13 protein-coding genes are annotated in these 14,439 nt (G+C 67.0%); 2 read left to right on the forward strand and 11 right to left on the reverse strand.

What is annotated here, in order from left to right; genetic code table 11:
- Positions 1-126 precede the first annotated feature (126 nt).
- The 11 genes from DIZ26_RS23025 to DIZ26_RS23075 form a co-directional block, all read right to left on the reverse strand.
- A complete protein-coding gene (locus DIZ26_RS23025) occupies positions 127-846 on the reverse strand; it encodes a cation transporter (RefSeq protein WP_332872742.1) in 720 nt (239 codons plus the stop codon).
- Positions 843-1,175, reverse strand: a complete 333-nt coding sequence (locus tag DIZ26_RS23030) for an ArsR/SmtB family transcription factor (protein WP_112244879.1) — start codon at positions 1,173-1,175, stop codon at positions 843-845. The genes DIZ26_RS23025 and DIZ26_RS23030 overlap by 4 nt, the downstream gene beginning before the upstream one ends.
- A 43-nt stretch (positions 1,176-1,218) precedes the next feature.
- Complete coding sequence (locus DIZ26_RS23035; RefSeq protein ID WP_232828531.1) at positions 1,219-2,457, reverse strand: MFS transporter; 1,239 nt, start codon at positions 2,455-2,457, stop codon at positions 1,219-1,221.
- Between the two features lie 267 nt (positions 2,458-2,724).
- On the reverse strand, positions 2,725-3,288 hold the full coding sequence (locus tag DIZ26_RS23040; protein ID WP_112244884.1) for a YbhB/YbcL family Raf kinase inhibitor-like protein: 564 nt from the start codon (positions 3,286-3,288) through the stop codon (positions 2,725-2,727).
- 40 nt (positions 3,289-3,328) lie between these two features.
- Positions 3,329-3,805 carry a MarR family winged helix-turn-helix transcriptional regulator gene (locus tag DIZ26_RS23045; protein ID WP_112244886.1) on the reverse strand — a complete coding sequence of 159 codons (477 nt, stop codon included), beginning with the start codon at positions 3,803-3,805 and terminating at the stop codon, positions 3,329-3,331.
- 195 nt (positions 3,806-4,000) lie between these two features.
- On the reverse strand, positions 4,001-4,432 hold the full coding sequence (locus DIZ26_RS23050) for a VOC family protein (protein WP_112244888.1): 432 nt from the start codon (positions 4,430-4,432) through the stop codon (positions 4,001-4,003).
- Positions 4,433-4,484: 52 nt separating this feature from the next.
- Positions 4,485-5,606 (reverse strand): endonuclease, encoded by a 1,122-nt coding sequence (locus DIZ26_RS23055; RefSeq protein WP_112244890.1) that lies wholly within the window; start codon positions 5,604-5,606, stop codon positions 4,485-4,487.
- A gap of 392 nt (positions 5,607-5,998) precedes the next feature.
- Positions 5,999-6,832, reverse strand: a complete 834-nt coding sequence (locus DIZ26_RS23060; protein ID WP_112244892.1) for a carbohydrate ABC transporter permease — start codon at positions 6,830-6,832, stop codon at positions 5,999-6,001.
- Positions 6,829-7,800, reverse strand: a complete 972-nt coding sequence (locus DIZ26_RS23065) for a carbohydrate ABC transporter permease (RefSeq protein WP_232828532.1) — start codon at positions 7,798-7,800, stop codon at positions 6,829-6,831. The genes DIZ26_RS23060 and DIZ26_RS23065 overlap by 4 nt, the downstream gene beginning before the upstream one ends.
- 4 nt (positions 7,801-7,804) lie before the next feature.
- Positions 7,805-9,073, reverse strand: a complete 1,269-nt coding sequence (locus DIZ26_RS23070; protein ID WP_112244894.1) for an extracellular solute-binding protein — start codon at positions 9,071-9,073, stop codon at positions 7,805-7,807.
- Positions 9,074-9,341: 268 nt separating this feature from the next.
- Entirely contained in the window at positions 9,342-10,124 is a 783-nt protein-coding gene (locus tag DIZ26_RS23075) for a PrsW family intramembrane metalloprotease (RefSeq protein WP_112244896.1), read from the reverse strand.
- A 129-nt stretch (positions 10,125-10,253) separates the two neighbouring features.
- Here DIZ26_RS23075 and DIZ26_RS38375 point away from each other — a divergent pair, with 129 nt between their 5' ends.
- Both DIZ26_RS38375 and DIZ26_RS23085 read left to right on the forward strand, forming a co-directional pair.
- On the forward strand, positions 10,254-10,634 hold the full coding sequence (locus tag DIZ26_RS38375) for a hypothetical protein (protein WP_232828533.1): 381 nt from the start codon (positions 10,254-10,256) through the stop codon (positions 10,632-10,634).
- 122 nt (positions 10,635-10,756) lie between these two features.
- A complete protein-coding gene (locus tag DIZ26_RS23085) occupies positions 10,757-14,431 on the forward strand; it encodes a S8 family serine peptidase (protein ID WP_112244898.1) in 3,675 nt (1,224 codons plus the stop codon).
- The last annotated feature ends 8 nt before the right edge of the window (positions 14,432-14,439 follow it).

Genomic DNA, 14,439 nt, shown 5'->3' on the forward strand with positions numbered 1-14,439 from the left:
CATACCTAACTAGGCTAACCGACACTCCGAAATCCCCCGCCATCGCGGCGCAAACCAGCGGGCGCTGGGGTAGCCGCCTTCGTTCTCAGGGGATTCCCCTTCGTTCTCTGCGGTAGCCGCCTTCGGTCAGCAGCAGTCGTCGCAGGCTCGCGCCGTACCGTCCGTGGTGGGCGCGCAGCAGCCTTCGCCGCGCCAGGCCTGGACACCCTCGCGGAGGGCGACGGCCGAGATCACCAGCCCGGCGATCGGATCGGCCCAGTACCAGCCGAGGGTCGCGTTGAGCAGCAGGCCGAGCAGAAGCACCGCGGACAGGTAGGTACACAAGAGAGTTTGGGTGCTGTCAGCAACTACCGCGTTGGAGCTGAGCGCCTTACCGGTACGGCGTTGCGCGTACGAGAGCAACGGCATCACCACGAGCGACGCGATCGCCAGGCCGATTCCTACCCCCGATGTGTCCGCCTCGCCTCGGCCGAGCAGAGCGCGCACGGATTCCACCGTCACGTAAGCGGCGAGACCGAAGAACGACAGCGCGATCAGGCGCAACGCCCGACGCTCCCGCGTCTGGGGCAGTGGATGCCGGAACTGCCAGAGGATGATCAGCCCACTCGCCACCTCCACCACCGAGTCGAGCCCGAACCCGACCAGCGCAACAGATCCCGCGACCGTCCCGGCCGAGATCGCGACGATCGCCTCGATGACGTTGTAGGTGACGCTCGCACCGGCCAGCAGTTGCGCCCGTCGCCCCAGCTTCTTGCGCCGCTCCTCCGCTCCGACCGTTTGCTGCTCTCCAACCATCGGCAGCATCCGCAGCTCGACGGGGTGGGCCGCGTGGTCCCGCTCGCTCATCGGCAGTCGCCTTCTGCGTCGGGCCGGCAGCAGGCGGGATCGACGGCCAGTACGACGTGCAGCAGCTCGGCGAGCGCCGTACCGAGGCTTGGGTCGGCCAGCTCGTAGCGGGTACGCCGACCTTCCGGTTCCGCGACGACGAGACCACAGCCTCGCAGGCAGGCGAGGTGGTTCGACAGGGACTGCCGGCTGACGCCGATGCGCTCGGCCAAGTCTGCGGGGTAGCTCGGACCATCGTGCAGCACGAGCATCACCTGCGTGCGCGTCGGATCCGACAGCGCATGCCCGAATCGGGCCAGCACCTCACTCCTGCTCACGATCGCGTCCACGCGCACGACAGTACACGATTCGATGTATTCAGCAGAACCTGTACTACGCGTCGCTCGGCGCCACCGCCTTCGCCGAGCGCTGCCACAGCACCGCGAGCGGGATCGCCGCCGCGACTCCGGCGAGCCCGAACCATCCGACCGCCTGCACCGCGTCGGTCTTGTCGGCGAGCACACCGGCGAGCAGCGGGCTGACGCCGGTCGCGGTCGTCAGACCCGAGTTCGACATGCCGATCGCCTGGCCGCGCCGCGCATCGGGAAGCATGAAGGTCATCGACGTCGTCGCCTGCATCACCACGATCGTGCCGAACGCTCCCGCGAACACGAACAACACAACGGACACGACCAAGCCGGGTCGCAGCAGGCACAGCGCCACCGGCACTGCGGACGCGATCGCGAGCGGACCGAGCAGCCCCGGCCGTTTCTCCTCCGGCACCAACTTGCTGAACAGGAACGCACCCACCACGCTGCCCAGCGGATCCGCCGCCAGGATCAACCCGACCATCACCGAATTGCCGCCGAACACAGCGGCGTACGGAGCTGCCATCCCTTCGTACACAGCCACCAGCGCCATCAACCAGAGCATCAACACCAACGCGCGCATGCCCCGGTCCGCGAACAACAGTCCCCACGACTCTCCCGCCGACGCCCGCCACGACCGCCGTACGCCGGTGTCGCCGGGCTTGTCCGCGTTGGCCGCCGGGCGCGGTCTGAGCCGGCTGCGGATCAGCAGAGCGGATCCGAAGAAGGTGACCGCGTCGAGCGCGAGGACGACGTACGGGTTGAACAGGGCGATCAGGAGGCCGCCACCGGCGAACCCGGCCATCTGCGCCGACTGGATCGTGATGCTGCGGATCGCCATCCCAGTCGCGTAGCGCTCGGTGCCGAGTACTTCGGGGAGCAGCGCGAGCTGGGCCGATTTGAAAACCGGTTGGAGGAGCGAGACGACGCTCACCAGGACGCACCGCAGCCAGAACGGCACCGGCGGAATCGCGACCAGAACGATCAGGCAGCCGCGCAGTCCGTCGACCGCCATGATCAGCTCACGCCGCGGAAACCGATCCGCCAGCCCGGTGAGGAAGATCCCACCGAGCAACGACGGGACGAACGTCAACGCATAGGTGAGACCGGTCAGCGCCGCCGAACCGGTGTCGGCGAAGACGAGCACCGACAACGCCACCCGGGCGAGCTGATCCCCGGCGACCGACTGCAACTCCGCCAGCCACATCGCCCGGAACTCCGGAACGCGAAAGCACTCCCGATAACTGCTCCTCGAACCTGCCACCACGGGGCCTCACTCACACTCACGCCTCCCGGCCGCGCCCCCAGACGACCCTGCCAGCCGCAGCGTAGGTCCCAGATCACCCCCACTTCCTCCCTTTCGAACATCCTGAAAACGTTCCGCACACACCAACCACACAGCACATCCCGCTGCTGAATCGTCGGACTACAGCAAGTCAGGTGCGCTGGTGTCCGCAGTCGAGAACCCCAGCGCTCGACCAGCCTTCAATTGCGGTTTGTTCCTGCGCGAGGGCCCCGCACGCGGGGGCGGTCATGACGTGCGCTGGTAGTAGCCATCGAGGCGGCCGCGGGCGAGGACAGGGCCGGCTGCGGCCAGGACGTCGCGGGGCTTGGCGGACTCCAGCGCGCTCCTTGTGGTCAGGGTCGACGCCAGAGCGAAGAGTTCGAACACGTAGCGGTGTGGGCCGTGGCTCTTCGGCGGTGCCGGTCCGAAGTAGCCGCTGCCGATGCCCGAGCGCAGTAGGCGTACGCCGTCGGCGGGACGTCCGGCATCGAGCGCCCCCTGAGCGAGAGCCGTGAGCTGTACGTCGAGCAGCGCCAAGCAATGCACGAACGGCAGGGGCGTGGGAGCGTCAGGATCCTCGACGACCAGCAGTAGTTGCACCGCAGCTTCCGGCGCGGGTGACCAACTCAAAGCCGGTGAGAGGTCATTGCCGCCGACCCGGACCGAGGCATGGACGGCCGGGATCGTCCCCTCGTGATCGAAATCGGGACTGGTCAGGTTCAGGGTCTGCTCGCCGGCAAGGTTCGCCGAATTCCAGGCAAGCCCCGCTTGCCCCGACACTCGTCGCTTGGCCGACTGGTGCGTTGTCACATGTTCTCCTCGGACAGCTGGATTCGTACTGGACGGCGGGTCAGCGCGGGTCGGGGTTCTGGCGGAGCCGGGCGAGCTCGTCGAGTGCGCTGCGCTGGGAGCGCTCAATGAATCGCGCCAGTGCGCCCAACTCGTCCAGGTCGAGCACCCCGAGGTCTTCGTGGGCGCGGGCAGTCAGCCCGTCGTAGTACGCCGCGATGCGAGCCAGGCCGTCACTGGTCGGTTCGATGAGGACGCGGCGCCGATCCTGGGGATCGGCGGTTCGCTTGATGCAACCGGCAGCGTCGAGCCGGTCGATCATCCGCGACACCGACCCTGGCGTCAGGCCGACAGCGCCTGCCAGTTCGGCAGCGGTGGCGGGTCCGCGCTGGTTCAGCACATGCAGACCGTCCAGGTCGCTGGCGGTGACGCCCATGCGCTCGGCGATCAGCCGGTTGAGCTGCGAGATCGCGTTGACCCAGCTGGGCAGCGCGGCCAGCACCTGCCGCTCGGCCTCACGCCGCGATCGATTCCCCATCCGCCCCTCCTGGTTGGACGACCCGCAATCGAGGAACTAGTGCATGACACAACTATTGCGTGACACACTTATATCCGGATCGTGAACGATTTGTCCACGCGAAGTCGGTACCGGTCGGAATCGGACTTAGCCGGGCCGATGGTGGATCGAAGTAGAGCTGCTGGACCGAACGTCACGAGGGGGGCGTCGGGTGGGTCAGGTGGCGAAGACGGCGGAGTCGTGGGCGAAGGCTTTGAATTCGAGGGCGTTGGTGGCGGGGTCGTGGAGGAACATGGTCCATTGCTCGCCGGGCTGGCCTTCGAAGCGGAGGTAGGGCTCGATGACGAACGGGATGCCGGCGGCGCGGAAGCGGTCGGCGAGGGCGTGGAAGTCGGGGATCGAGAGGATCAGGCCGAAGTGCGGGACGGGGACGTCGTGGCCGTCGACGGGGTTGTGGATCGGGGCCGGGCGGGCAGGGGCGAGGTGGGTCACGAACTGGTGGCCGCGCAGGTTCCAGTCGATCCAGGTGTCGGAGCTCCGGCCACGCTCGCAGCCGATCACGGTGCCGTAGAACTCCGCGGCAGCGGCGAGATCGTCGACGGGCATGGCCAGGTGGAAGCGGGGCAGCGGTGAGGTCGAATCGGTCATGCCTAGAACATACGAGCCGATCCGGCCTCACCGAGCGTTGTCCACAGGCGAATCACGGCCAGATCGACGCGACCCATTCGGGGTGGTCGATGAACGGGTTCCGGTTGTGCTGCCAGGTGTCGAAGATGACCTGGTTGCGGCGCTTCTCGAAGGCGTCCGGCGGGTCGGCCGCACTCCACGCCTTCAACACCGACAACCTGCCGATGTACGGCGCGGTGCCGTTGTTCACCGAGTCGTTCGGCTCCAGGTTCGCGAAGCCGTCGTCGCCCTCGTACCGCACGGCCATGTAGAAGATCATCCGGGCCACGTCACCGCGCACCGCCGGCCGCGGGTCGAACGAGTCCGAGTCAGCCGTGCAACCGGGGCACTGGGCAACCGCCGTACCGCCGTTGTCGAAGTCCAGATTGCCGCGGGCCGAGTTCACCGAGACATCCTCGGGCCGAAGGTGGTGCACGTCGGTCCCAGGCCCGGTGGCCGTGCCGAAGTCACCGTGGGACTTGGCCCAGACGTGTTCACGGTTCCAGTCGTCCACGCCGCTGCCGTTGGAGGACTTGCTCTGCGACCGTCCGGAGTACAGCAGGATCACGTTGTTGGGGTTGGCCGGGTCCTGGTCGGTGTCCTTCAACGCGTTCCAGACCTGGTCGTAGGTGAGCTTGGTCTGGTTCGAGATGATCGTGTGCAGCGCAGCCTTCAACGCCGTGCCGGACTTCCCGGCCGCGGCGGCGTAGTAGTCGCCGGGATCACCCGGATCCGAACCGCCGGCCCCGGTGAAGGCAGTCGCGTTCTTCAGCCCCGCGTGGGGAGTGAAGTACGGCGTGAGCGTGCCGGTGACGGCGATCTTCGTCCCGACCAGCCCAGGATTCGACAGCAGTCCGTACTGCGTCCTGAAGGTCGTCGGGATCTGCACGTAGAGCATCGAGCCCGTGCTCGTCTGACTCGCCGAGTCGGCCAGTGCCAGCGCGGTGTCGGCGGTGAAGTTGCTCCTGATCACCGTGGTCGCGGCGGTCGGTTGACCGACCACGTAACCCTCGACGGTCGCGACGGATCCGTCCTGCCGGCCGATCGCAGTACTGACGGAGATGGTCGCGGTAGTAGCCGCTGTCGACGGCACTACGCCGTACCCGAGCAGACCTAGAAGGATCGTTCCGATCAAGAAGGCACGGCGAACAAGCACGGCGGACTCCCACGGGGCGGTAGGAACGGGGCGGTCGCAGTGCAGTCTGCCCGGCAAGAGGGCCGGGGAAGCGTCATCGGAGGAAAATGTTGTCCGACGATCCGGCAAACTTGAGTCGGTGGGGCGGCAGCGCGTTGGCGCTGGGCCGCCCCACCTAGGTGTCAGGGCCCCCATCAGTTCACGGCTTGCACCGCGTTCTGCTCGCCCGTCCACCAGCGAGGCGCTACTGGCGGGCAGCACCTCACCGACCGGTCGGAGTGTCCCACTCCGGGTCTGGCGTGGTGCGGACGCCGTTACGGACCGTACTCAGTCCGGAACGGATTGTCCATGGTGAACAGCCCTCGTCTCACGCTACTGACAGGTCACTGATACAGCAGCAGATTTGCCCCGGACTAGCCCTTCACGGCACCTGCGGCCACGCCGGTAGTCACCCGGCCCTGCAGGACCAGGAAGATCAGGAGCACGGGCAGCATGAACAACGTCGCCGCTGCCATCGTGGCACCCCAGTCGGTCCCGAAGGTGTTGCTGAACGAGGAGAGCCAGACCGGCAGCGTGCGCTGGTCCTGGTTCTTGATGATCAGCAGGTTCGCGAAGGCGAACTCGTTCCACGCGGTGATGAAACCGAACAGCGAGGTGGACAACAACCCGGGCGCGAGCAGCGGGAACACGATCCGCCGGAATGCCGTGAACTGGTTGCAGCCGTCGACCTGGGCCGCTTCCTCGAGCTCGACCGGGATGCCCTTCAGGAACCCGCGCAACGTCACGATCGTGAACGGCAGCGTCATCATGAAGTAGATCAGCGTCAGCATCGGCAGCTTGTCGAGCATGTCGGTGTCGCGGGCGATCACGTACATCGGGATCAGCAGCGCCTCCCACGGCGTCATCTGCGCGATGAACACCATCAGGATGAACGCCTGCCGCCCCTTCCACTTCATCCGCCCGACCGCGTACGCCGCCAGGCAGGCCACCACGAGCGACAGCAGCACCGCGCTGATCGCGACCATCCCGCTGTTGCGCCAGAAGGTCCAGAAGCCGTCCGCGTGCACCGCAGTACTGAAGTGGTCCAACGTGACGTGCGTCGGGAGGAACGACGGCGTCTCGGCCTGGATCTCCTTGGTCGGCTTGAACGCGGTCAGCACCATCCAGTAGACCGGGAAGATCGAGAAGAACAGCACGCCGAGCGCCACGACGTTCAGCGTGATCCTGCGGCTGAGCCGGGTCCTCACAGTTCACCCTCCTCTTTGAACATCTGCCGGAAGTAGGCGAACAACACGACGGCCAGGATCAGCACGGTGACCATCGAGATCGCCGCACCCAGGTCGTAGCGGTTGAGGGACTGAGCGATCTGGTAGGCGTAGACGGGCAGCGTCAGCGTCGCGTTACCCGGGCCGCCCTGGCTGATCGCCCAGATCTGGACGAAGCTCTTGAACACCCAGATCACTTCCAGGCAAAGGATCAGCCCGAACATCGGCCGCAGGATCGGGAAGGTGATCAGCCAGAAGGTCTTCACCGAACCGGCCCCATCGATCTGGGCCGACTCGTGCAGTTCCCGGGGCACGGTCGTCATCGCGGCGTACAGGGTGAGCGCCGCGAACGGTACCGACTGCCAGACGATCAGCAACACGATGATCGCGAACGTCGAGTTGCCGTCCGCGAACCAGGCCTTGCCGTCGAACTGCTCGAAGCCGAGCGCGACCAGCACCCAGTTCACGACGCCGAGCTGGGACTGGAACAGCCATTGGAAGACGGTCGTCGCGGCGATCACCGGGATCGCCCAGGCGACCACCAGGCCACCCATCACGGCGAACCGCATCCACTTGCCCAAGGCACCGATCAGCAACGCGACCAGGGTGGCCAGCACCATGATCAGCGCGACGTTGATCGCGGTGAACACGAACGTCCGGCCGACCACACCCCAGAACTTGTCGTCGGACAGGATCTGCCGGTAGTTGTCGATCCCGACGAACTCGGCGCCGCCGCGGATCAACTGGGCGATCCCGAACTTCTGGAACGAGATCAGCAGGTTGCGGACGAGCGGATAGGCCAGCAGGTACGCCGTACCGACGACTGTCGGCGCCACCAGCAGGTAGGGCAGCACGCGGGCCCACAGGGGTTGCCCCCGCCGGACCGAGCGCGGCGGACCGGGCTCGGGGGCGGGGGCTGCTGTGGTCGTGTCGATCTCAGCCACAGCCATGGCGCTACTTCGTGTTCAGGGCCTGGGTGATGATCTCGTCGGCGGCCTTGGCCGCGGCGGACGGGTCACCGCCGGTCAGCACCTTGGTCTGGTACTCCTTGATCGGGTTCTTCGCCTCGACCGCGGCCCAGTTCGGCGAGTTCGGGGTCGCCTTGCCGTTGGCCGCGCCGGCTGCCATCGCCGCCACGCCCTCGTCCGCGCCGACCGACGAGGCCAGGCTGGTCCGGTTCGGCACGTACTTCATCGACTTGGCCAGATCGACCTGCCACTTCTCGCCGGCCAGTTCCTTGATGAAGGTGTACGCCGCGTCCTGGTTGGCCGAGGCCTCCGGGATGATCAGGTCGGAGCCACCGGTGAAGACGGCACCCGGCTTGTCGGCGGTCTTGCCGGGGATCGGGAAGAAGCCGATCTTGTCCTTGAGCGCCGGGTTCGCCTGCGCGATCAGTTCGGCGGCCCCCGGTACGGCGATCATCTGCGCGACCTTGCCCTGCGCGAACACGTCGGTCTGCGTCGGCTTGGCCTCGTCGGAGTCTTTCGGGCCCTTGCCGAGCGCCTGAATCTGCTTGTAGAAGTCCATGCCCTTCAGCGCCTCGGGCGTCTCCAGCGCGCCCTTCCAGGTGTCGCCGTCCTTGACCGCGAGGTCGCCGCCCTCGTCCCAGATGAATCCGGACAGCACGTAGAAGTTCTGGCCGGGCAGGTAGATGCCCTGGTTGCCGCCGGTGTTCACCTTCGCGGTGTCGGCCAGCCACTCCTCGCGCGTCTTCGGCGGGGTGCTGATGCCGGCCGCGGTGAAGAGGTCCTTGCGGTAGAGGACGACCCGGTTCGCGGCGTAGTACGGGATGCCGAACTGCTTGCCCTCGTAGTTGCCGGGGCCTGCCAGACCCTCGATCCAGTCGTCGCCCTTGAGGTCGGACTTCTTGTCGGTCAGGTCCTTGACCCCACCACTGGCCGAGTACTGCGCGACCTGGGTGTTGCCGACCTCGATCACGTCCGGCGCGTCCTTGCTGGCCAGCGCGCCGATGATCTTTGGGCCGATGCCGTTCCATTCCTGGATCTGCACGTTGGCCTTGATGTCCGGGTGGCTGGCGGCGAAGTCGTCGGTGAACCGCTTGAGGAAGTCGTCGGAGACGCTGCCCTTCATCAGCCACACGTCGATGCTGGTCGGGCCGGACGCAGCGGTGTCTTTCTGGTCCGAGCTGCCGCAGGCGGCGAGCGCGGTGAGCGAGAGAGCCGCGACCGCGACTGTGGATATGGCAAGGGGACGGAACTTCATCGGATCACCTCTGGCGGAGTAGCCGGGGCAGCCCGGCTGACTGGTATGAACCTGTCGTTCAGTGGCGCAGAGCCTTGCCGGATTCCGGGGACCGGTCAATACTTCAGTAGTCTCCGTTATTAAGTTGTGAGAGCGCTCACGAGCGCCAGAAGTCCCCAAAATGAAGACATGACAGCAAGGCCCGCAGTTGGCGTTGCAGATAGCGCAACGGACCAGTTGAAGGTTCTGGTAAGTCGTTGACCGGACCAGTTGAGGGAGAGGAAAGCAGCTACACCACAGGACGGCCGTCGTGCTGCTGCGCCTTGCGGAGCCCGACGAGCAGCAGACCGATGCTGATCGCCCCGACGACGGCGTACGTGATCCGGCCGCCGATGCCGTCCCAGGTGGTGTGCAGACCGACCGCCACGGCGTACATGCCGAGGAAGCCGAGGAACCGCTTGCCGGTCGGCTCCACCGCGAACCGCCAGAGGCCCCAGCACGTGAGGCCGGTCCACGCCGCATGACCGGCCGGTGACAGCAGGCCGCGGATGAACAGGGTCTGCTCAGCCGCACCGACGTTCCCGCCCGACTGGAGCAGGGCGACGAACGCGTAGCCCATCGTCTCCAGTACTGCGAACCCCGTGCCGACCGCGACTCCGATGACGATGCCGCCACCGATCGACCGGTACCGGTGGCCGAAGAACAGCACCAGCACCACCGGGACGATCAGCTTGGCGGCCTCCTCGATCAGGCCGACACCGAGCATCGGCAGAGCGCCCAGCCTGCGCATGGCGTCGTACTCGAGCAGGCCGGCCACGGCCACACCCACCACGCCTCCGAACAGCAGCGACCCGCCCAGCGTCGGCCCGTCGATCAGCCATCGACCGGAACGACCCGCGGCGAACGTGACGAAGGTCAGCGGTACTACGAGCGCGCCGAGCAGGATCAACGTGGGGAAGAGGTTCGGATTGTCCGTATCGGCGAGCACAGCCAGCACCGCGAGGTAGAGAGCGCTTCCGATCACCAGAGTGCCGAGCCAGGCCCACCTGCGAACAATCTGCTGTGCCGTCATGTACAGATCCTGCACGGGCAACGTGACCAGTGCAGCGGTCTGCCGCGCGTGTCTGCGTTGACGCGCCGTCGCAAGTCGGGTTGCGCCGATCGCCACCGTCAGCGACTGTCGAGACAGGAGGTGCTCACAGTGCGCGTACTACGTATCGCTCAGGTACTCGGATGCGGTCTGCTCCTACTGGCCGGCGGCACGTCCTGCGGCACCGGCGAACCAGCCGGCCCAGTGACGGTCACCGTGACCAGCACCCCACCTCCACCGACCACGCCGACCCCGACCCCGACCGGAGCGAGTGGCGTGGTGCCGAACGTGGTCGGCGTGAACCACCAGCTGGCCCAGGACACGATGCAGGCCGCCGGCTTCTTCCACCTCGCCGAAGAAGATGCCACCGGCAAGGGCCGCCTGCTGATCAACGACCGCAACTGGGTCGTCGTCTCCCAGGTCCCGGCCGGCGGAACCAGAACCCTCCTCACCACCAAGATCCTGCTCCGCTCGAAGAAGATCGGCGAGTAGCGGCTGGCGTTGTTGGGACATGGCGCAGGGACGGCAGGGATGGACAGGGCGCTGAGGTGAGCTGCGGCTGCACACTCACTCGGAAGAGGTGCCTGCCCTAGCCTCTCGAAGGAGACCGACCCATGTCCTCCCCGAAGAAACGTGCCGCCATCCTTGCGGCTGTCCTCGCGATCAGTACGACGGCAATCAGTACTGCGGCGGTCCCGGCGACCGCTGCGCCGCCGGACCCCGGCATCGTCACACCACGCACGACGACGAACGCGGCGAACGGCGTACAGACTGTGACGCTGGTGACCGGTGACGTCGTGCAGGTCACCGACGCCGGTGGTGGCAAGAAGGCGGCGACGGTCAAGCCCGCGCCGGGCCGTGAGCGCGTTGCATTCCACACGATCGAGGTGGACGGCGAACTGCGCGTACTGCCCAGCGACGCGGTGCCGTACATCTCCAGCGGTGTCCTGGACGCCAACCTGTTCGACGTGAACGAGTTGATCGCCGATGGCTTCGGTGACTCGGCAGCCACCTCCCTGCCGCTCATCGTGCGGTACGCCGACAAGAACACCGCCCGCTCACAGTCACTCGCCGGTACGACGACCGTCCGGCAACTCCCGTCGATCGGCGCCACCGCGATCCGGGCCGGCAAGGGCGAGCTCACCTCGCTCTGGCAGTCGCTGAAGCCTTCGCAGACCGCCAGGTCGCTCAACAGCGGCATCACGAAGGTCTGGCTGGACGGCAAGGTCCACGCAGTACTGGACCGGAGTGTGCCGCAGATCGGCGCGCCTGCTGCCTGGCAGGCCGGGTACGAGGGCACTGGTGTCTCAGTCGCAGTACTGGACACCGGTGTCGACGCCAACCACCCTGACCTCGTCGGCAAGGTCAAGAAGGCCGTGGACTTCTCCGGGAGCCCCACCGGTCCTGTGGACCACTTCGGGCACGGGACGCACGTCGCCGCGACCATCGCGGGGACCGGAGCCGGTGCGGGCGGTACCCGTAAAGGCGTGGCGCCCAAGGCCGACCTGCTCATCGGCAAGGTGCTCGGCGACGACGGCTTCGGCTACGACTCGTCGATCATCGCCGGGATGGAGTGGGCCGCCACCGAGGGCGCCCGGGTGGTCAACATGAGCCTCGGTGGCGACCCCACCGACGGCACCGATCCGCTCAGCCAGGCCGTCAACGACATCACCGCGCGCACCGGCATGCTGTTCGTCGTTGCTGCAGGCAATGAAGGCGCCGACCAGACGGTCGGTACGCCGGGCGCAGCCACCTCCGCTCTCACCGTCGGCGCGGTCGACCGGGACGACAAGCTGGCCGACTTCTCCAGCCGCGGGCCACGCCTTGGTGACGGCGGCCTCAAGCCGGAAATCACCGCACCGGGCGTGGACATCGTCGCGGCTCGCGCGGCCGGCACTGCGATGGGCGACCCGCTGGACGACCTCTACACGGCAGCCTCCGGTACTTCGATGGCCACACCGCACGTGGCCGGCGCCGCCGCCCTGATGGCCCAGGCACACCCTGACTGGAAGGCGGACCGCCTCAAGAACGCGCTGGTTAGTACTGCGAAGACCGCTGCGAACGTCAGCGTCTACTCGCAGGGCGCCGGCCGGGTGGACGTCGCCAGGGCCGTTGCGCAGAAGGTCTACGCGACCGGTGTCGCCGACTTCGGCCTGCAGACCGCCACTGGTGGATCCACGCAGACGATCACCTACCGCAATGACACCACGGCACCGGTGACGCTCGACCTGACGGCCGACGTGGACAACCTGGACACGAACAAGCCCGAGACAGACGCGTTCACCCTGCCCAGTACCGTCACAGTGCCGGCTGGAGCGAGTGCCGACGTACCGGTGGCGCTGGACGCCGCCAAACTCGACCGTGGTCAGCACAGCGGCTGGATCGTTGCCACCGGCCCCAATGGGGTCGTCACGCACACCGCGGTCGGCGCCTGGCGCCAGGCCCCGAACCACACGGTCACGCTGCGGGCCGTCGGCCTCGACGGCAAGCCGACCGGCGTACCGGTGGTCTCGCTGTTCGGTGACAACTCGCGGTCCGACACGCTGGCGTGGATCCCGGACGGCGGGACCTACAAAGCCGTCGTCGAGGAAGGCACCTACCTGCTGCACTCGATCGTCGAGAACAACGACCCGCAGGACGAGAAGGTCAGCCTGTTCACCGATCCGAACGTGGTGGTGAACAAGGACCTCGAGGTGGTGATCGATGCCCGCAAGGCGGCTCCGATCACGATCGAGACGCCCAAGCCGTCGGAACAGCAGGCAGTGCTCAGCTACTACGTGTACCGCCAGTACGGCAACGGTCGGAAGATCGCTCACGGCGTGATGCACTTCAGCGCGGTCAAGCAGGTGCTGGTCACGCCGACCAAGCCGGTGGCCGACGGAACCTTCGAGTTCTCGTCCCGCTGGCAACTGGTCGCGCCGATCGTGCAGGCATCCGTCCCTGCCGTCAGCGGTCCACTCGACCTCAACCTGCTGCACCAGTCGCCTGCTCTCGGAGGCAAGAAGCGCTTCCCACTGACAACCACTGTCGTGAAGGGCGCTGTCGCGGTTCTGAACGACAGAGAGGACATCAGCGAGGAGGAGCAGATCGCTCTCGCAGCCGAGGCCGGTGCCGCCGGGGTCATCCTGGTCCGCCCGCCGGACTGGTCGACCTGGACGGTTTGGACCCCGGACGGAGACAGGGAACCCATCCCGGCACTGGTGACCAGCACCAAGGACGGCCAGAAGCTGATCGACCGGGCCCGCAAGGGACACGCCACGATCGACCTGACCCTGACCACCTCCAGCCCCTACCTGTACGACGTACAGCAGGTCTCGGCCGGGCAGATCCCCGCCAAGATCACCTACAAGGTCACCGCCGCCAACAGCGCGCGAGTGAACACCGCGTACGCCGACAACGGGGGCTTCAACTGGGCCAAGGAGCAGCGGTTCGGGTGGCGGCCGTGGCAGGAGTACGCCTGGAACGACTCACAGCGCTTCGTCGAGACCCCGAAGGTCCGCGAGGAGTGGGTGACGTCCGGCGATTCGCTCTGGCAGCACCGGGTCCACCACCTCTACACCTGGGACTCGATGAACCCACTGGCCGGTGGCATGACCTCCGTACCGCGGTCCTACCGCCCCGGTTCGTCCACGGAGACCTGGTTCGGGCCGGTGGTCCGTCCCGCGGCAGCACCTGGCCTGGTGTCCACCAGGACGGGTGACAGGTTGTCGCTGCGGATTCCGTCGTTCGTCGACGCGGCCGGGCACTACACGATCGGCGAGACCACGTCCGCTTCAGCGGTGCTGAGCCGGGACGGGCAGGTGGTAGCCGAGCTGCCCGACGCCTGGCAGGACGCGATCACCAGCAGCGGCGACTCGGCGTACAGGCTGGATCTCTCGACGGCGCGCGTGGACGAGGAGGGCGAGTGGAACTGGGGGACCAGCACTCGTACGGTCTGGGACTTCCGGTCCAAGAAGACCTCGGAGACGACGGCGACGGCACTGCCGCTGCTGCAGGTCGACTACGAGGTGCCGACCGACCTGACCGGTCGGGTGGCGGCCCGGGCGCACCTGATCGGGTTCAAGGTCCACCAGCAGGCAGGCGTCACAGCGCGCTCGACATCGCTACGGGCCGAGGTGTCGTTCGACGAGGGCAAGACGTGGCGCCGGATCATCGCGATCGGGGGTCGCGGCCACTACGTCGCCGTAGTACCGGCAGGCAAGGGCACTGTGTCGCTGCGGGTCGTTGCCGGTGACAACGCGGGCAACAAGATCAGCCAGACGGTGATCCGCGCCTACGGCTTGAAGTAACCGGCTGA

The sequence above is a fragment of the Kribbella monticola genome (assembly GCF_003261635.1).
GTDB lineage: Bacteria > Actinomycetota > Actinomycetes > Propionibacteriales > Kribbellaceae > Kribbella > Kribbella monticola.